We start from the raw sequence: 19179 nt of genomic DNA, 5'->3' as shown, positions 1-19179 counted from the left end.
GCGAGCGCGTATGCTTGCGCACACATGAAAGTCGCCGAATTCCCTATTTCCCCACTGCTGCCGCGGATCACCGACAGCCTCGTCACGCACCCGCGCCTGGTGCTCGAAGCCCCGCCCGGCGCCGGCAAGACCACCCAGGTGCCGCTGGCGCTGCTCGACGCGCCCTGGCTGCAGGGCGGGAAAATCGTGATGCTGGAGCCGCGCCGGGTTGCCGCGCGCAGCGCCGCGCAGTTCATGGCCCGGCAGCTCGGCGAACCGGTCGGCGAGACCGTCGGCTACCGCATCCGCTTCGAGAACAAGGTCTCCGCGCGCACCCGCATCGAGGTCGTCACCGAGGGCATCCTCACCCGCATGCTGCAGGACGACCCCCTGCTTGAAGGGGTGGGCGCACTGCTGTTCGATGAATTCCACGAACGCCACCTGTCCGCCGATCTCGGGCTGGCGCTGGCGCTGGACGTGCAGGCCGGGCTGCGCGAGGACCTGCGCATCGTGGTGATGTCGGCCACGCTCGACGGCGAGCGGCTGGCGGGCTTCCTCGACGCGCCGCGCCTGTCCAGCGAGGGCCGCAGCTTCCCGGTGGACGTGAGCCACTTCCCGGCGCGGCGCGACGAGGCGCTGGAAGCGCAGGCGCGGCGGGCGGTCGAACATGCGCTGGCGACGCATCCGGGCGACGTGCTGGTGTTCCTGCCGGGGCAGCGCGAGATCGCGCGCGTGCAGGCCGCGCTGGAGCCGGTGCTTCCGGGCGACAGCGATGTCCTGCCGCTGCATGGCGAACTGCCCGTCGAACAGCAGTCGCGCGTGCTGCAGCCCGATCCGGACGGGCGCCGCCGCGTGGTGCTGGCCACCAACGTGGCCGAATCCTCGGTGACCCTGCCCGGCGTGCGCGTGGTGATCGACGCCGGCCTGGCGCGCGAGCCGCGCTACGACCCCAACAGCGGTTTCTCGCGGCTGGACGCGGTGGCGATCTCGCAGGCTTCGGCCGACCAGCGCGCCGGCCGTGCCGGTCGCGTGGCCGCCGGCTGGGCGCTGCGGTTGTGGCCGCAATCGCAGCGGCTGGAACCGCAGCGGCGGCCGGAGATGGCGCAGGTGGAGCTGGCCGCGCTGGTGCTGGAACTGGCCGCCTGGGGCAGCGACGACCTGCGCTTCGTCGACCCACCGCCAGCCGGTGCGCTGGCCGCCGCGCGCGAGCTGCTGCAACGGCTGGGCGCGCTGGGCGACAACGCCGGCATCACCGCTGCCGGCAAGCGCATGCTCGCGCTGGGCACGCACCCGCGCCTGTCGGCGATGCTGATCGCCGCGGCCAATCCGCGCGAGCAGGCATTGGCCGCCGACCTGGCCACCTTGCTGGAAGCCCGCGATCCGCTGCGCCACGGCGGCGATGCCCTGGCCGCGCGCTGGCGCGCGCTGGCCGCGTTCCGCAACGGGCGCGCGGCGCACGACGCCAGTCGCAGCGCCCTGGCCGCGATCGACGCGGCGGCCCGGCAGTGGCGGCGGCGCCTGCGCTGCGATGCCACGCCGCCGGCCGACATCGAAGCGCACGAGCTCGGCGACCTGCTCGCCCACGCCTTTCCCGACCGCATCGCCGCGCGCCATCCGAATGATCCGCTGCGCTACCAGCTGGCCAATGGCCGCAGCGCGCGCCTGTTCGACAACAGCGACCTGCGCGGCGAACCCTGGCTGGTGGTCAGCGAACTGCGCTTCGAGGCCCGCGATGCCCTGCTGCTGCGCGCCGCGCCGGTGGACGAAGCGCGCCTGCGCAGCGATTTCCCGAGGCGCTTCCACCAGCACGACGTGGTGCGCTGGAACAGCGAACGGCGGGCGCTGGAGGCCCGCCGCGAATCCGGCTTCGACCGCATCGTGCTGGACAGCCGCCCGGCCGGAAAGGTCGATCCGGCGCAGGCCGCGCGCGCGCTCACCGACGCGGTCGGCGAACTGGGGCTGGACGCCCTGCCGTGGACCGGCAACCTGCGGCAATGGCGCCATCGCGTGCAGGGCCTGCGCCACTGGATGCCGGAACTGGAACTGCCGGACCTGTCCGACGCGGCGCTGCTGGCCACGCTCGACGACTGGCTGCTGCCGGCCTTCGCCGGCAAGACCCGACTGGACGCTCTCGGCGAGCAGGAACTGGGCGAGGCGCTGAAGTCCGGCGTCGACTGGAACGCACGCCAGCTGATCGACCGTCATGCACCGGTGCGCATCGGCGTGCCGTCCGGCATGGAGCGCGCCATCGACTACGCGATGGACGACGACGGCATCACCCCGCGCCCGCCGGTGCTGGCGGTGAAACTGCAGGAACTGTTCGGCCTGGCCGACACCCCGCGCATCGCCGATGGCCGCATACCGCTGCTGCTGCACCTGCTCTCCCCCGGCGGCAAGCCGCTGCAGGTCACGGGCGACCTGCGCAACTTCTGGCAGAACACCTATGCCGAGGTGAAGAAGGAGATGAAGGGGCGGTATCCCAGACACCCTTGGCCTGATGATCCGTGGAGCGCGACTGCAACACACCGGGCAAAACCACGCGGGACGTGAAGATCCATCTCCCGTGGCGACGGTGAAAGAATACTGGACTGCAGATTCATGCGTGGGCGCGGCTAACATTTCCTGCACGCCCGTCCCGCGACACTGCGTGCCTGCCCCTGCAACCGAGGATCCCCATGAGCAAGTTCAGCGACATCACCGGAACGGCCCTGGAACGGGCCATGGAACTGGCCAGCCACGCCGGCGACAGCCTCAAGAGCGGAGGTTCCAATGCCGCCGACTGGCTCAAGGCCGGTGCCGCGATCGGTGCGATGAAGACCGGCGGCCGCGCGGTCGGCCGCGCGGCGCGCCGCAACCCCACCGCCACCGTCGCCGTGGCCGCGGTCGGCCTGGGCCTGATCGGCTACGCGATCTACCGCAAGAACAAGCGCGACAATGCCGCGCTGGAGGCGAAATCGCAGCAGATCGCCCAGCGCCGCCGCGCCACCACCACGGTGGACGAAACCAGCGATATCGGCAGCGACACCTGAAGCAGGGAACGCGTGAAAAGGAACGGGTAGAGGCAGGAACCGCATGCGTTCAAGCTGCATGTGAACCTGCCCTGGGCTCTTGCGCTGCCCTCACCCGTTCCTATTCACCGACCCACCGCCACTGCCCGGGCTGCAGGCCATCCAGCGCATGCGGCCCCATCGAGGCGCGCACCAGGCGCAGGGTCGGCAGGCCTACCGCGGCGGTCATGCGCCGCACCTGGCGGTTGCGCCCCTCGCGGATCGTGACCGCCAGCCAGGCATCGGGCACGGTCCTGCGGAAACGCACCGGGGGATCGCGCGGCCACAGCGCCGGCGCCGTTTCCAGCCACTGCACGCGCGCCGGCAGGGTCGGCCCATCGTTGAGCAGCACGCCGTCGCGCAGTGCCTGCAGCTTCTCCGGCGCCGGCATACCCTCCACCTGCACCCAGTAGGTCTTGTCCTGCTTGTGGCGCGGATCGGTCAACCGGTGCGCGAGGCCGCCGTCATCGGTGAGCAGCAGCAGGCCCTCGCTGTCGTAATCCAGGCGCCCGGCCGCATACACGTCCTTCGGCAACCCGAAACCGGCCAGCGTCGCCCGCGGCGGCTGGCTGCGGTCGGTGAACTGGCACAGGACGTTGAAGGGCTTGTTGAAGGCGATGAGCATGGCGGACACGAAGAGGAAATCAGCGGCGCGGAAGCGGCAAGGGCCGCAGCGATGGCGGCCCTTGCCTGTACAACAACCAGACGCGTTACGGGCGCGGCTTCACGAACCGCAGCGTCATCCGGTCGCTCTCGCCGATGGCCTTGTACCTGGCATCGTCGGCGGCATCGTGGGTGTTGGAAGGCGGCAGCGTCCACACGCCGTTGGGATGGTCCTTGGTATCGCGCGGATTGGCGTTGATCTCGCTGCGTTCCTCGAGCTTGAAACCGGCCGCCTCGGCCATGGCGATCACCTGCGCCTGGCCGACGTAACCGCTCTTGTCGTCGGCCGGAACGTCGGCCTTGGCGCGGTGCTCCACCACCCCCAGCGTGCCGCCCGGCCTGAGCACCGCGAAGAACGCGCGGAACATGCCCTCGGCCTGGTTGCTGGCGCGCCAGTTGTGCACGTTGCGGAAGGTCAGCACCACGTCGGCCGAACCCGGCTTGCCGAGCACCGGCGCGGCCGGGTCGTAGGCGACGACCGTGGTCTTGTCGAACAGCGCCGGCGCGCCGGCGAACTTCTTTTCCAGCCCGTCGCGGGTGCGCTGCTGGTAGTCGCGGCCGCCGCCGGCCGGCAGGGCCTGCGGATCGACCACCGCCGCCACGTAATGCCCCTGCCCGCGCAGGTACGGCGCCAGGATCTCGGAGTACCAGCCACCGCCCGGGGTGATCTCGATCACCGTCTGCTGCGGCTGCACGCCGAAGAATTCCAGCGTCTGCAGCGGATGCCGGTATTGGTCGCGCGCGGCGTTGGCGGCGCTGCGCCAGTCGCCGGACACGGCGGCCTGCAACGGCGCGGAGGCCGGGGCGCCATGCATGGCGGCGTGGTCGTGGCCGGCGTGCGCGTGCTCCTGCGCGGCAACGGGCAGCGCGGCGAACAGCAGGCAGGCGGCAACCAACGGGGCGGTCGTCTTCATCGGAATGTTCCACGGTTGGAGTGCAGCGAGCCTAGCACGCGCGTGCGATGCGCTCGCAGGGCTGGAATGTTCACGACCCGTTAGCGCGCGCAGCTCATGCGGAACGCTGTTTTCACCTCGTCGCAACGGAACCGGCATATGCGGCGTCTATGCTGTTATGCCGATTCCAAGGAGGTGCGCATGACCCGGTTCCGCGAACTCGGCCGTTCCGGCCTGCAGGTCGGCCCCATTGCGTTCGGCGGCAACGTCTTCGGCTGGAGCGCGGACGAGAAGACCGCCTTCGCCCTGCTCGACGCCTTCGTCGAGGCCGGCTTCAACCTGGTCGATACCGCCGACGTGTATCCGGCGTGGGTGCCGGGCAACAAGGGCGGCGAATCGGAAACCATCATCGGCCGCTGGCTCGGCCGCGGCGGCAGGCGCGACAAGGTGGTGCTCGCCACCAAGGTCGGCAAATGGGCCGAGCGCCCGGGCCTGTCGGCCGACAACATCCATGCCGCCGTCGACGACTCGCTGCGGCGCCTGCGCACCGACGTGATCGACCTGTACCAGGCGCACGAGGACGACGAATCGGTGCCGCTGGAGGAAACCCTGGGCGCCTTCGCGCGCCTGGTCGAAGCCGGCAAGGTCCGGGCGATCGGCGCGTCCAACTACAGCGCGTCCCGCCTGCGCGATGCGCTGAAGGTATCGGCCGATTACCACCTGCCGCGCTACGAGAGCCTGCAGCCCGAGTACAACCTCTACGACCGCGCCGGCTACGAAGCGGAACTGGAGCCGCTGGCGCGCGGACAGGAGCTGGGCGTGATCGGCTATTACGCGCTGGCCAGCGGCTTCCTCAGCGGCAAGTACCGCAGCGCCGACGACGCCGGCAAAAGCGGCGCGCGCGGCGCCAAGGTCGTCGCGCATTATCTGAACCCGCGCGGGCTGCGCATCCTCGCCGCGCTCGACGATGTCGCCGCCGCGCACCGGGCGACGCCGGCGCAGGTCGCACTGGCCTGGCTGATCGCACGGCCCGGCATCACCGCGCCCATCGTCAGCGCCACCGGCGTGGCGCAGCTGCACGAGATCCTCGCCGCCGCGCGGCTGTCGCTGTCGGCGCAGGAAATCGCCCAGCTGGATGCCGCCAGCGCCGAAGCCTGAATGCGGCGCGGGTTGAACCCCGCGCCGACCCGGTCGTAGCATCCGGCCTACAGGGGGCGGACCGCGAACGGAGACCGCTCATGCAGAACCCGCACACTGCAAGCCTTCGCAGCCTCGATGTGGACGCCGAGATGGCCTATTGGCGCAGCGTCCATGCCATCGGCCGGCTCGGCCACCACGACTTCGACCAGTACCGGCGCCTGCTGCAGATGGGCTTCGAGGTCTATCTGGCGTGGCCGCGCGCCAGCGAGGAACAGCTCTACCGCGCGCTGCAGGACAGCTATCACCGGCATGCGCCGGCGCTGGCGGTGCCGTGGGACGAAGCGCGCTGGCTGGTGCGCCATGCCTGGCACCATGCCGAGCAGGCGCAGTCGCTGCACTGAAGCGCCCAGGATCCGGCAGGCGCGTCAGGCCGGCGCATGCAGCCAGTCGCGCAGCGCCGCGCTGACCTCGTCGGGCTTCTCCATCGGCGCCAGGTGCCCGCAACCGGGCAGCACCACCAGCCGCGAATGCGGCGCCAGCGCGTGCATTTCCTCGCTGACCGGCAGCGGCGTGATGCGGTCGTTGGCGCCGCACACGATCAACAGCGGATCGCGGTAGGCGGCCAGCACGTCGTGGCCGTCGGGCCGCTCCAGCGCGCTCTGCCGCAGGAACACTTCCGCGCCCAGGCGCGAGGTCATGTCGCGCACGCGCTGCACCAGCGCCTGGTCGTCCAGGCGCGAGGCGTCGATGTAGCTGCGCATCAGCCTGTCGCCGAAACCGTGGAAGGTGCCGGGCAGGCGCACGCTGGCCCGCTGCGCGCGGCGCTGTGCGGCGCGCTCCGGCGAATCGGCATGGATCGAGGTGTCGACCAGCGCCAGCCGCCGCACGCGTTCCGGGGCGATGCGCAGGATCTGCTGGGCGACGAACCCGCCCAGCGAGAACCCGGCCAGCGCGAAGCGTGGCGGCGCCTGCGCCAGCACGTCCTCGGCCACCGCCTGCAGGGTTTCGCCGCGGGTCTGGTCGCCGACGATGCAGTCGGCGATGTCGGACAGGGCGGCGATCTGCGCGCGCCACAGCTCGGCATCGTTGAGCAGGCCGGGCAGCAACAGCAGCGGAACTTTCCCGGGCGCGTTCCCGGCGATGGCGGTTTCCATGGCGCCATTGTCGCGTCCGCGGCCGCCGACAGGTAGCAGGTGCGGGCACCACGACCGAATCTGGCGTTGCCGCCGTCCGCATGATCGGCGCCGATCACGCCGGTGGGCCGGCCGTGCGCGCAGCCCATCCACAGCGCATGCCGCCCGAACGCGCGGCCATCCCGGGCAACTCTCTCGGCGCGAACGGAGGCGCGGGCCGCGCCTTCACCGCCCCGGCGCGGTTCGCACGCGCCTCTGGAAGCCGCCCAGGGAATCGCGGCCCGACGCTGGATCAGGCCGTTTCCAGCGGCTGCACCGGCAGCGTGACGTTCATGAGGGTCGGATCGTCCGGATCGGGCTTGACCTTGAAGCCCAGCGTGCGGCACATCGCCAGCATGGTGCTGTTCTCGCGCAGCACCTGGCCTTCGACCATGTTGAGGCCCTGCCAGCCGGCGTACTCGATCATGATCTGCATCAGCTTCCAGCCGATGCCGTGGCCCTTGAGGTCGGAGCGGATCAGGATGCCGTACTCGCCGCGGTCGTAGTCGGCGTCGGCGTGCAGGCGCACCGCGCCGAGCATGTCGCCGCTCCTGGGGTCGATGGCCACCAGCGCGATCGAGCGCGCGTAGTCGAGCTGGGTCAGGCGCGCGATGAACTCGTGGCTGAAATGCTTGACCGACTGGAAGAAGCGCAGTCGCAGGTCGTCGTCGCTTACGCGGGCGAAGAAGGCGCGGAACAGCGCGTCGTCCTCCGGCCGCACCGGGCGCACGAAGGCCTTGCCGCCGTCGGACAGGTCGATGCTGCGTTCCCACTCGGTCGGGTACGGGAAGATCGCGAAGCGCGGATGGCCGCGGCCCTTGTGCAGGCGCCGCACCGGGGCGATGGCGATGCGCGCGTCCAGCGCCATCACGCCGTCGCGGTCGGCCAGCAGCGGATTGAGGTCCAGGCCGCGGATCTCGGGAATGTCGGCGGCCAGCTGCGCCAGCTTGACCAGCACCAGCGCCACCGCGCGCTCGTCGGCGGCGGGCACGTCGCCGTAGGCCTTGAGGATGCGCGAGACGCGGGTGCGACCGATCACCTCGTGGGCCAGGCGCAGGTCCAGCGGCGGCAGCGCCAGGGTCTTGTCGTCGATCACTTCCACCGCGATGCCGCCGCGTCCGAACACCAGCACCGGGCCGAACACCGGGTCGTCGGCGATGCCCGCGATCAGCTCGCGCGCCTTGGGCCGCACCAGCGTCGGCTGCACCAGCACGCCTTCGATGCGTGCCTGCGGGCGCAGTTCGCGCGCGCGCTGCAGGATCGAGGTCGCCGCCATGTGCACCGCCTGCAGCGTGCCCAGGTTCAGGCGCACGCCATCGACGTCGGACTTGTGCGGGATGTCCGGCGAGAACACCTTCACCGCGACGGTCGCGCCCCGCTCCAGCAGCGGCTGCGCAAGGTCCATCGCCTCGTGCGCGTCGCGCGCGACCATCACCGCCAGCGACGGAATGCCATAGGCCTGCAGCAGCGCGTGCGTGGCCACCGGGTCCAGCCATTGCTGGCCGTTGTCCAGCGCCGCCTCCACCAGCGCGCGCGCGGCGGCGACGTCCACCACGAAATCGGCGGGCAGGCTCGGCGGCGTTTCCATCAACGCCGCCTGCGCCTGGCGGTAACGCACCAGGTGCTGGAAACCGCGCACCGCCTCGGCCTCGCTGGGATAGGTCGGCACCCGCGCGGTGTTGAGCGTGGCCGTTGCCTGTTCGTCGTTGCCCAGCCAGACCGCGAACACCGGCTTGTCGCGCAGCTGCCGCGAACGCAGGCCGAGCGTGCGGGTCAGCGCCTGCGCCGCTTCGGCCGAGGAGGTGAACGCGGTCGGCACGTTGACCACCAGCAGCGCATCGTTGGCCTCGTCGGCCAGCAGCGCCTCCACCGCGGCCGCGTAGCGCTCGCCGCCGGCGTCGACCACGATGTCGACCGGGTTGTCGCGCGACCAGCCCTGCGGCAGCGCGCGGTCCAGCTGCTCGATGGTGGCCGGCGACAACGCCGCCAGCGTGCCGCCCAGCGCCTGCAGCTGGTCCACCGCCAGCCGGCCGATGCCGCCGCCGTTGCTGAGGATCGCCAGCCGGTGGCCCGGGAACGTACCGAGCCGGCCCAGCGTCTCGGCCGCGGTGAACAGTTCGTCCAGCGCGTTGACCCGCAGCAGGCCGGCGCGGTTGAAGGCCGCCCCGTACACCGCATCGGACGCGGCCAGCGTCTGCGAATGGGTCTGCGCGCGGGCCTCGGCGCTGCGCGGCTGGCGCCCGGACTTGACCACCACCACCGGCTTGGCGCGCGCGGCCGCGCGCGCGGCGGACATGAACTTGCGCGCGTCGCTGATCTGGTCGACGTAGAGCAGGATCGCGCGGGTACGGTAGTCGGCGGCGAAGTAGTCGAGCAGGTCGCCGAAATCCACGTCCAGCGCGTCGCCCAGCGAGACCACCGCGGAGAAGCCGATCGAGCGCGCCACGCCCCACTCCACCAGCGCGGCCGCTATCGCGCTGGATTCGGAGATCAGCGCCAGGTCGCCGGCCTGCGGCGTGTGCGCGGCGATGGACGCGTTGAGTCGCGCGTGCGGCGCGATCACGCCCAGGCAGTGCGGGCCGAGGATGCGCATGCCCTTCGGCCGCGCCGCCGCCTCCACCTGCGCGGCGAGCGAGCCGGCACCGCGGCCGAGGCCGGCGGTGAGGATGATCGCCGCGGCCACGCCCAGTTCGGCGGCGGCGGCCACCACCTGCGGCACCATCGCCGCCGGCGTGGTGACCACCACCAGATCCGGCACCCACGGCAGGTCCTTGAGCCGCTTGACCGTGCGCATGCCGTCGATTTCGGCATGGCGCGGGTTGACCCAGCCGATCTGCCCGGCGAAGCCGCCCGCGCGCAGATTGCGTACCACCGCGCGCCCGGCCGAGCGTTCGCGCGGACTGCCGCCGACCACGGCCACGGAACGGGGACGGAACACGGTCTGCAGGTGATAGGTGCTCATCGCGACGCCGACAACGGGAACGCGATCAAAGGTACACGCGTGCGGGGGGCGATGGCATGAGCTGGATCAAACGGGCATCGCCGTGCGGCGACCCGCGGCGGCAGTCACTTCCGGAGCGAATGGCCCAGTACGCCGGTGGAGACCAGCAGGATCGCGTAGTAATCGACGATCCGCGGCACGCCCAGCATGGTGCCGACGGCAAACACCAGCACTCCGGCCAGGATCGGCAGCACCCATGGACTCCAGCGGAACGCGGCGACCGGACCGGATGCGGCCTCCAGGATCGCGCCGACATCGGTATCCAGCGCGGCCGCCAGACAGACCCGGGTCTCGCGCGAGGCGACGCCCTCGGTTTCCACCCGCTGCACGGTCCGCAGGCTCAGGCCGGCAGCGGCCGCCAGCTGCTCCTGCGACCAGTGCCTGGCCTCGCGCAGGCGACGGACGATCGACGGGTCCAGCTTCATGCCCTGCTCCATGTGATGGCTCCTGCGTAGGGAGCCACCACTGTAGGCAATGCCGCCGATCGTGCCACGCCAGGCCTGCGACAACCGCCCGCCACCGGACCGCCAGCGCGCTACAGCAGCGTGCCGCCGAGGATCATCGCGGCGATGCTGAAGTAGATGACCAGGCCGGTCACGTCCACCAGGGTCGCCACGAACGGCGCCGAGGCGCTGGCCGGGTCGAAGCCCAGGCGCTTGAGCACGAACGGCAGCATCGACCCGGACAGCGAGCCGAAGGTGACGATGCCCACCAGCGCCGCGCCGATGGTGAACGCCAGCAGCTTCCAGTGCTCGCCGTAGTCGTGCAGGCCGGCCAGCTGCCAGACGGTGATGCGCACGATGGCCAGCAGGCCGAGGATGCCCCCCAGCACCACGCCGGTGGGCACCTCGCGCAGGGCCACCTTCCACCAGTCGCGCAGGCGCAGCTCGTGCAGCGCCAGCGAACGGATCAGCAGCGAGGTCGCCTGCGAGCCGGAGTTGCCGCCCGAACTCATGATCAGCGGGATGAACAGGGTCAGCACCACCGCGCGCGCCAGCTCGTCCTCGTAGTGCTGCATGGCGCTGGCGGTGAGCATCTCGCCGAGGAACAGCACGCTCAGCCAGCCGGCGCGCTTCCTGATCATGTCGAAGAAGCCGATCTGCATGTACGGCCGGTCCAGCGCCTCGACGCCGCCGAACTTGTGCACGTCCTCGGTGGACTCGTCGATCAGCGCATCGAGGATGTCGTCCACGGTGACGATGCCGAGCATGTGCTGCCGCGCGTCCACCACCGGGATCGCCAGCAGGTCGTGGCGGCGGATCAGCTGCGCCACCTCTTCCTGGTCCAGCTGCGGGCCGACGCTGACCGGCGGATTGACCTGGGCCACGTCGAGGATGGAATCGGACGGCGCGCCGGTGATCAGCCGGCGCATGGTCACCACCTGCAGCAGCTGCCGGGTCTGCGGGTCGAGCACGTAGATCGCGTAGACCGTCTCGCGGGTGCGCTCGACCTCGCGGATGTGCTGCAGGGTCTGGGCGACGGTCCAGTCGGCCGGAACGCTGACGAACTCGGTGGTCATCAGCGCGCCGGCGGTGTTGGGCGGGTAGCTGAGCAGCAGCTGGATCGAGCGGCGCGCCTCCGGGTCGAGCAGCGGGATCAGCCGCGCGCGCTCGTCCTCGTCCAGCTCGTGGACGATGTCGGTGGCGCGGTCGTCGGCCATCAGCCCGAGCAGCGCGGCGGCGCGGGCCGGCGGCATCGCCGCGACCAGTTCGCCGGCGCGCTGCAGTTCCGGTGCTTCCAGCAGCTTGACCGCGCGCGGCAACGGCAGCGCAGCCAGAACGGCGCCGGCATCGGCCTGTTCGAGTTGATTGAGGTAGACCACCGCGTCGGCGGTGTTGAACTCCGCCAGGGGCGCGCCAAGGGTGCTGGCGTCTGCTGCCGGCCGCAGGAGTTGCTTCTGGTTCATCGTGTTTCGCCTTGCCGACCCGGTCGGCTGCTGGGTTGCGACCGCAACGCCGGCACCGGCGAACCACCCACTCAGGCGTTCGCCGTCACCGGCGTCGAACGAGATCGACTGCTACTGTCGCTGGGCATGGGTGGGACTCCGAAGGGATCGCCGCGCGGCATGGACCGGCGGCTGCGCGAGTCTGCGACCGTCGCGCGATGCGGTCAAGCGGCGTTCCGTGAAATTTTCCAAGCCGGCAGGTGCGCGGTACTCTTCCGTGCAGGCATGCGCCTGCGTCCGATCCGGCCGCCACGCTGCCGTTCCCCTCACTTTTCTTAGAGCGTGATACCGATGCATGGCGGCGGTCTGGAGCTGGCCCTGGTGCTGCTGCTTGCGGCGGTGATCGCCGTGCCCGTGTTCAAGCGGTTCGGGCTGGGCGCGGTGCTGGGCTATCTCGCCGCCGGCGTGGCGCTGGGCCCGCACGTGCTGGCCTTCGTGCAGGATGCCGACCGCATCCTCAATGCCGCCGAGATCGGCGTGGTGATGCTGCTGTTCCTGATCGGCCTGGAACTGTCGCCGGCACGGCTGATGGTGATGCGGCGCCCGGTATTCGGCGGCGGCACGCTGCAGGTGCTGACCGCCGCCGGCGTGCTCGGCGGGCTGTTGCTGCTGTACCACTTCCAGTGGAAGAGCGCGCTGGTGATCGGCACCGCGCTGGCGCTGTCCTCCACCGCGATCGGCCTGCAGCTGCTGTCCGAGCACAAGGCGCTCAACAGCGACTTCGGCCGCTTCGGCTTCGCCATCCTGCTGTTCCAGGACCTGGTCGCGATCCCGTTGCTGGCGGCGATCCCGCTGCTGGGCGGCATCCGCAACGAGACCCTCACCTGGCAGAACGTGGCCACCGCGGTGGGCGCGCTGGCCGTGGTGATCCTGCTCGGCCGGCCGGTGCTGCGTTACCTGTTCGGCATGGTCGCGCGCACGCGCATGCCGGAAGTGTTCACCGCCAGCGCGCTGCTGGTGGTGCTGGGCACCGCCTGGCTGATGCAGAAAGCGGGCCTGAGCCCCAGCCTGGGCGCGTTCCTGGCCGGCGTGCTGCTGGCCGACTCGGAGTTCCGCCACGAGATCGAGTCGCAGATCGAACCGTTCAAGGGGCTGCTGCTGGGGCTGTTCTTCATCGCGGTGGGCATGAGCATCGACCTGGCGCGCATCGCCGCCGAGCCGACGGTGATCGCCATCGGCGTCGGTGTGCTGCTTGCGGTCAAGTTCGGCCTGCTGGTGCTGATCGGCCTGGCCGCGAGGATGCCGCTGCGCAGCGCGCTGATGCTGGGCAGCGTGCTGTGGCTGGGCGGCGAGTTCGCCTTCGTGGTGTTCAACGAGGCCGAGCGCGCCAGCCTGCTGGGCCGCATCGATCACGACCGGCTGGTCGCCATCGTCAGCCTGTCGATGGCGTTGACCCCGCTGCTGATGATCGGCCTCAAGCACCTGCTCGGGACGCATGCGCCGAGCGCTGGCCCGGAGCGCGCGCCGGACAATCTGAACGATGCGCAGGCCCAGCATCCGCAGGTACTGATCGCCGGCATGGGCCGCTTCGGCCAGATCGTCGCGCGCCTGCTCACCGCGCAGCGCATCCCGTTCGTGGCGCTGGAAGCCGATCCGGACACGGTGGAAGACCTGCGCCGCTTCGGCAACCACCTCTACTACGGCGACCCGACCCGGCCGGACCTGCTGCGCGCGGCCGGCGGCGACCAGATCCGCGTGTTCGTGATGGCCATGGACGACCCGGACACCAACCTGCGCGCGGTGCGGCTGGTACGCCGGCTGTACCCGCAGGCAAGGGTGCTGGCGCGCGCGCGCAACCGCCAGCACGCCTGGAAACTGATGGACATGTCGGCCGAACCGTTCCGCGAGGTGTTCGGCTCCAGCCTGGAAATCAGCGAGCGCGTGCTCACCGCGCTGGGCATCGCCGAGCACACGGCACGCGAGCACGTTCGCCGTTTCCGCGAGCACGACGAGAAACTGCTCAAGGCCCAGCACCTGGTCTACGACGACGAGGCCGCGGTGATGCAGACCTCGCGCGACGCCCGCACCGACCTGATGCACCTGTTCGAAGCCGACGCCGGCGACGGCGAGGTCGCAGCGGAAAGGCCGGCATCGGGCGGCGAATAGCCCGCCTCCCGGCGCCCTGCGGGAGCCGCTACCGCCGCGAAGAAACTTTACCGGGAACGCGCCATCGCGGCTGAAGCCGCTCCTGCGCGAGCAGCGCGTCCGGCTGCCGTGCGGTGCTGTCGAAATATGCCAACGCCGGGATCATCCGCCCGCGGCCATTGCCGCGTCCCCTCGCAGCAGCAAGGACGCGGGTGCGGCGCGGTCAGCCGCGATCGCGCAGGAACCGCGCCATCGACGAAACGCCCGGCACCGCCGGCTCGAATTCGCCGGCCACGTCGATGAAACCGCGCATGACCGCGATCTCGCGCGGACTGCGGCCCAGCGCATCGCGCAGGTCGGGGTCGGCGCCGGCGCGCAGCAGGCGCTGCACCAGCAGCGGCAGGCCGTGCAGGGCGGCCAGGTGCAGCGGGCCGAAACCGCGCGGATCGCGCACGTCCAGCGCCACGTCCTCGTCGAGCAGGCGCTCGACCGCGGCCAGCACCACCTGTTCGTCGCAGGCGGTGCCCGGTTCGGCGCGCGCGCCCAGCAGCAGCAGCAGCGGGGTGACGGTGCCGGCCGAGGGCTGGTCCGGTTCGGCGCCGGCCAGCAGCAGGGTGTCCAGCAGCGCCAGCAGGCGCGAACGGTCGCGTGCGGTGAAGCCGTAAAGCGCGGCGCAGTGCAGCGGTGCCAGCTGCTGGTCGTCGCCGGCGTGCACGTCGGCGCCGGCGGTCAGCAGCTTGGCGACGATGTCCGGCAGGCCCAGCGCGGCGGCCAGCATCAGCACGGTGACCCCGCCGGGCAGGCGGTGGTCGATGCGCGCGCCGGCATCGAGCAGGGCGGTGACGATGGCGGCCTGGCGCATGCTCACTGCCGCCGACAGTGGCGTGGCGCCGCTGGCGGCCGCGTGCTGCGGATCGGCGCCGCGCGCCAGCAACAGGTCCACCGTGGCGACGTGGCCGCCGCCTGCCGCGCGCAGCAGGCCGGTGCAGCCCTGCGCATCGACCGCATCCACCGGCAGCCCCAGTTCGATCAAGCGGCGCACCGCGTCGGCATCGCCGGCCATCGCCGCGGCCGGCACGTCGGCTTCGCGCAGCGCGCGCAGCGGCAGCGGCCAGCCGCGCCAGTCCAGCCAGTCGGCCAGGTCGCGGCGGCCGCTGGACAGGGCCACGCCGAGCGGCGTCTGCCCGTCGGCGGCGCGCGCGTCCGGCGAGGCACCCTGCATCACCAGCAGCTTCAGCGAGGCCTCGCGCGCGAGCGCGGTGGCCAGGTGCAGCGCGGTCATGCCGTGGCTGTCGCGCGCCTCGCGGTCGACGCCATGCGCCAGCAGCCAGTGCTGCACCTTCAACCAGCCCAGGCGCACCGCCAGCGCCAGCGGCGGATCGCCGGCCGGCGATGCGCCGAACGGATCGGCGCCGCGTTCGAGCAGTTCCAGCGCGAACTGTTCGGTGCCGCGCGAGCCCTGGTCGTGCTGCACGCAGGCGGCCAGCAGGCGCCCCAGCCCGCCGCGGCCGGCCGGCGACACGCCATGCCGCAGCAGCACCTGCAGGGTCGGGATGGCGTCCACGCCGCGCGCCAGCAGCGCGAACATCGGCGTATCGCCGCAGGCGTCCGCCACCTCGGCGTCGGCGCCCAGCGCCAGCAGCCAGTCGACCACGCGCGGCTGCAGCGCCAGTTCCACGTCGTGCAGCAGGCCGCCCAGTTCCGGCGCCGCGCACAGGCGCGCCAGCGGCGCCATGCCCTCGGTGTTGCCGAAGGCCAGCGCCTCGCGCAGCAGCGCCAGCGGCGCGCGGTCGTCGAGCTGCGCCGGCGTGGCGGCGCCATCGCCGGCTTCGCCGCCGGCGAGCGCGTCGCTGACCGCTGCCGGCAGCGGATAGGCCGGGTCCAGCAGCGAAACGATGCTCCAGCGCCCGGCCGAGGCCGCGTGGTCGATGGCGCGGCGGCCATCGGCGGCGGCGACGTCGGCGGCGATGCCCAGGTCCAGCAGGCGCCGCACCAGCGCCGCGGTCACGTTGTCCGCGCGGCAGGCCAGCAGCACCGCGTTGCAGCCCTCGCCATCGACCGCGGCGACGTCGGGCTTGTGCGCGAGCAGGCGTTCGAGCACGCCGGCATGGCCCTGCGCGGCCGCATCCAGCCACGGCGTGCGGCCGGCGGCGTCGCGCGGTTCGACATTGGCGCCGGCGGCAAGCAGGGCATCGACGATGTCGCCATGGCCAGCCGCGGCGGCTTCGTGCAGCGCGCTGCGGCGGCTACGGTCGCGCGCGTCCAGCCGCGCCCGGTGCTTGAGCAGCAGCTGCACGCCGGCCGGATCATCGTCCTCGGTGGCGGCGGCGGGAATGAGCACCGGTACGCCATCGGCCGGTTCGACCTTGGCGCCGCGTTCGAGCAGGAATTTGGCCAGCCGCCAGTTGCCGGCCTGGCAGGCCACCGCCAGCGGACTGTGGCCTTCCTGGTTGAGCGCGTCGATCGCGGCGGCCGCATCGCGCAGCAGCGCGGCCACGCCGGGGTCGGAACTGCGCGCGGCGTGGTGCAGCGGGGTGTTGCCGTCGGCATCGGTGGCGCGCGGATCGGCGCCGTTGGCCAGCAGGGTCATCACCGCCTCGGGGCGGCCGTGCCAGCTGTCGCGGGTCGCCGCCAGCAGCGGGGTCATGCCGCGATGGGCCAGGTTCACGTCCACGCCGCGGCCGATCAGGGCGCGCAGCAGGCGCAGGTCGGGCAGCACCGCGGCCAGTACCGCCAGGCTGCGCTGGTCGCGCGAATCGGCCGGCGGCGGCGCATGCGGATCGGCGCCGGCGTCGAGCAGCTGCAGCGCGCGGTCGACGCGACCGGCGCGGGCGGCCTCGTACAGCTGCGGCACCCATTCGTGCTGCGCCATCGGCTCCAGCGGCGCCGGTTCGGCCAGGGCCTCGGCGAACGGGTCGAAGGCCTGCACCGCCGCTGCCGGCATTGCCTGCGCCGCCGGCAACGCCTGCAGCGCGGCATGCAGCAGCGGCGAAAGCAGCGCAGTGATGACAGCCAGCGGCCAGCGCAGGCCGTCGCCGACCAGGCCCGGCCAGGCCGGGGCAACCACCGCCGCGCACAGCAGGCACAACAGCAGCGCCGCGCCGACGCCGTGCCAGGAATCCATCGCGCGGCCGGACAGCGCCTGCGCTTGCGCGCGCAGCGTGCCGCCCTCGCGTTCCAGCGCCTGCCACAGCGGCCAGGTGCGCCACAGCGCCGCCACCACGATGCTCACCGCCACGCACAGCGCCAGCACCGCCTGCAGGCTGCCGCTGTCGTGCAGTGCGGCCAGCGGCCAGGACACCAGCAACGCCAGCAACAGGGTGCCGCCGGCCCACACCGCGAGCAGGCCCGGCAGATCCTGCCGCGGCAGCGCCGACAGCGGTGCGGCCGCGCGCGTGCGCCGCCACCACGACGCGCCCAGCGCGAACGCCGGCTGCGCCAGCAGGCCGGCGACCGCGGCCGCGATGCCGCCGAACCCGGCGACGAGCGCGAGCAGCGCGCCGACCGCCAGCGCGCCGAGTGCACGGGTACGCAGGACGTCAGTCATCGCGGCCGTCGATGCGGGCGATCTTCACCGGCGCCAGGGGCTGCGGCGGCAGCTGCAGATGGAAACCGTGCGCGGCCAGGTTGGCGCGCACGAGCGCGGCATCGGCCTGCGCCAGCCGCCGTTCCGGGGTCAGTGCGACCTCCAGCACGAACGCGAAAGGCGCCAGGGCGGCGCCGAGCGTGGCCGGGATCGCGTCGAAGTCGTCGCGCTTGGCAAGGTAGACGTAGGTGTCCTGCTTGCGTTGGCTTTTGTAAACGTAGGCTTGCATGCCCGCGGGCTTTGCCCTGCTTGGGAATGCAGGAGATTGTGTCGGAAACCTGACGCCGGTGAAAGGCATTGCCCTACAGAGCTGTCGGCTTCTTCGCCGAAGCTTCATTCATTTTCATCAAGAAACGCGCACGCCGTCACTCCCGGGCGGATACCGTGCGGCAGACGGCACCCCGATATACTCGCGCCCCGTCCAAGCCCCGGAAGACCGCGTGACCGCCGCATCGCCACCGCGCCTGCTCCCGCTGAACATCCTCGCGCACAGCGCCACCACCGCGCTGGGCGCGGGACTGGACGCGCAGCGCCAGGCGCTGGCGCAGGGCCGCAGCGGCCTGCGCCGCAACGATTTCGGCGCCGATCCGCTGGACTGCTGGATCGGCCGCGTCGATGGCGTGGAGGATGTGGCGCTGCCGCCGGCGCTGGCCGGTTTCGCCTGCCGCAACAACGCGCTGGCGTGGCTGGCGCTGCAGCAGGACGGCCTGCTCGACGCACTGGCCGGCGTCGTCGCCCGCCATGGCGCCCACCGCGTGGCGGTGGTGATGGGCACCTCCACCTCCGCCATCGGCGCCACCGAAGAGGCCTATGCGCGCCTGTCCACCGATGCCGCAGGCGTGGCGCATTTCCCGCCGGACCTGCAGCGCCCGCGCATCCATACCCCGCACGCGCTGGGCGATTTCGTGCAGGCCGCCACCGGCCTGCGTGGCCCCTGCGTGACCGTGGCCACTGCCTGTTCCTCCAGCGCCAAGGTGTTCGCGCAGGCCGCGCGGCTGATCCACGCCGGCTTCGCCGACGCCGCCCTGGTCGGTGGCGTCGACACGCTGTGTGGCAGCGTGCTGTTCGGCTTCCACTCGCTGCAGCTGGTCGCCAGCGCGCCCTGCCAGCCGTTCGACGCCCGCCGCAGCGGGCTGTCGCTGGGCGAGGCAGGCGGCTACGCGGTGCTGGAACGCGCCGGCGCCGGCCCGCAGACCGCACTGCAGTTGTGCGGCCATGGCGAATCCAGCGACGCCCACCACATGTCGGCACCGCATCCGCAGGGGCTGGGCGCGCGCCTGGCGATGGAACAGGCACTGCGCAGCGCCGGGCTCGAGCCGGCGCAGCTGGGTTATCTCAACCTGCACGGCACCTCGACCCCGGCCAACGACAGCATCGAGGCCGCCGCGGTGGCCGCGCTGTTCCCGCCGTCCCTGCACGCCAGTTCGACCAAGGGCTGGACCGGGCACACCCTGGGCGCGGCCGGCATCGTCGAATCGGTATTCGCGCTGCTGGCCTTGTCCGACGGGCTGTTGCCGGGCACGCTCAACAGCGAAGTCCCCGATCCGGCCTGCGGTCCGCAGATCCGGTTCGAAAACGCGCGGGCGGACATCGGCCACGCGATGAACAACTCCTTCGGCTTCGGCGGCAACAACTGCTCGCTGGTATTCGGCAAGGCGGAATGAAGCA

Annotated in this window: 14 protein-coding genes; 6 read left to right on the top strand and 8 right to left on the bottom strand. The window is 71.9% G+C overall.

Features of this window, described 5'->3' with window-relative positions; all coding sequences use genetic code 11:
• Positions 1-24 precede the first annotated feature (24 nt).
• The gene (gene hrpB, locus ABB22_RS01355) at positions 25-2529 is read left to right on the top strand and encodes an ATP-dependent helicase HrpB (protein WP_055767092.1); all 2505 of its coding nucleotides are present in this window, start codon (positions 25-27) and stop codon (positions 2527-2529) included.
• Positions 2530-2654: 125 nt separating this feature from the next.
• Complete coding sequence (locus ABB22_RS01350) at positions 2655-3008, top strand: mitochondrial import receptor subunit TOM20 (RefSeq protein WP_055767095.1); 354 nt, start codon at positions 2655-2657, stop codon at positions 3006-3008.
• Between the two features lie 100 nt (positions 3009-3108).
• On the opposite strand, the gene ABB22_RS01345 is transcribed toward ABB22_RS01350, so the two are convergent.
• Positions 3109-3651: a pseudouridine synthase gene (locus ABB22_RS01345; protein ID WP_055767098.1), complete on the bottom strand. Its 543-nt coding sequence runs from the start codon at positions 3649-3651 to the stop codon at positions 3109-3111.
• 85 nt (positions 3652-3736) lie between these two features.
• A complete protein-coding gene (locus ABB22_RS01340; RefSeq protein WP_152983982.1) occupies positions 3737-4603 on the bottom strand; it encodes a class I SAM-dependent methyltransferase in 867 nt (288 codons plus the stop codon).
• A 180-nt stretch (positions 4604-4783) separates the two neighbouring features.
• Between ABB22_RS01340 and ABB22_RS01335 the strand changes: the two genes are divergently transcribed.
• Complete coding sequence (locus tag ABB22_RS01335) at positions 4784-5740, top strand: aldo/keto reductase (protein ID WP_055767101.1); 957 nt, start codon at positions 4784-4786, stop codon at positions 5738-5740.
• An 80-nt stretch (positions 5741-5820) separates the two neighbouring features.
• Positions 5821-6123, top strand: coding sequence for a hypothetical protein (locus ABB22_RS01330; RefSeq protein WP_055767104.1), 303 nt, complete (start codon positions 5821-5823; stop codon positions 6121-6123).
• A 24-nt stretch (positions 6124-6147) separates the two neighbouring features.
• Here ABB22_RS01330 and ABB22_RS01325 read toward each other — a convergent pair whose 3' ends face one another.
• The 4 genes from ABB22_RS01325 to mgtE form a co-directional block, all read right to left on the bottom strand.
• Positions 6148-6876, bottom strand: coding sequence for an alpha/beta fold hydrolase (locus ABB22_RS01325; RefSeq protein WP_055767109.1), 729 nt, complete (start codon positions 6874-6876; stop codon positions 6148-6150).
• Between the two features lie 271 nt (positions 6877-7147).
• A complete protein-coding gene (locus tag ABB22_RS01320) occupies positions 7148-9856 on the bottom strand; it encodes a bifunctional acetate--CoA ligase family protein/GNAT family N-acetyltransferase (protein ID WP_055767112.1) in 2709 nt (902 codons plus the stop codon).
• A 104-nt stretch (positions 9857-9960) separates the two neighbouring features.
• Positions 9961-10332: a helix-turn-helix domain-containing protein gene (locus ABB22_RS01315; RefSeq protein ID WP_055767114.1), complete on the bottom strand. Its 372-nt coding sequence runs from the start codon at positions 10330-10332 to the stop codon at positions 9961-9963.
• Positions 10333-10430: 98 nt separating this feature from the next.
• A complete protein-coding gene (gene mgtE / locus ABB22_RS01310; RefSeq protein WP_055767116.1) occupies positions 10431-11801 on the bottom strand; it encodes a magnesium transporter in 1371 nt (456 codons plus the stop codon).
• Between the two features lie 330 nt (positions 11802-12131).
• Here mgtE and ABB22_RS01305 point away from each other — a divergent pair, with 330 nt between their 5' ends.
• Entirely contained in the window at positions 12132-13946 is a 1815-nt protein-coding gene (locus ABB22_RS01305) for a monovalent cation:proton antiporter-2 (CPA2) family protein (RefSeq protein ID WP_055767119.1), read from the top strand.
• A 202-nt stretch (positions 13947-14148) separates the two neighbouring features.
• On the opposite strand, the gene ABB22_RS01300 is transcribed toward ABB22_RS01305, so the two are convergent.
• Both ABB22_RS01300 and ABB22_RS01295 read right to left on the bottom strand, forming a co-directional pair.
• The gene (locus ABB22_RS01300; protein ID WP_055767122.1) at positions 14149-17472 is read right to left on the bottom strand and encodes an ankyrin repeat domain-containing protein; all 3324 of its coding nucleotides are present in this window, start codon (positions 17470-17472) and stop codon (positions 14149-14151) included.
• A complete protein-coding gene (locus tag ABB22_RS01295; RefSeq protein WP_055767125.1) occupies positions 17465-17740 on the bottom strand; it encodes a YcgL domain-containing protein in 276 nt (91 codons plus the stop codon). The genes ABB22_RS01300 and ABB22_RS01295 overlap by 8 nt, the downstream gene beginning before the upstream one ends.
• A 235-nt stretch (positions 17741-17975) precedes the next feature.
• Here ABB22_RS01295 and ABB22_RS01290 point away from each other — a divergent pair, with 235 nt between their 5' ends.
• Complete coding sequence (locus ABB22_RS01290; RefSeq protein ID WP_055767420.1) at positions 17976-19175, top strand: beta-ketoacyl-[acyl-carrier-protein] synthase family protein; 1200 nt, start codon at positions 17976-17978, stop codon at positions 19173-19175.
• Positions 19176-19179: the final 4 nt, after the last annotated feature.

This window comes from Stenotrophomonas nitritireducens (assembly GCF_001431425.1).
Lineage (GTDB): Bacteria > Pseudomonadota > Gammaproteobacteria > Xanthomonadales > Xanthomonadaceae > Stenotrophomonas > Stenotrophomonas nitritireducens.
Note: the sequence above shows the minus strand (reverse complement) of the source record. Positions and strands in the feature narration are given on the sequence as shown.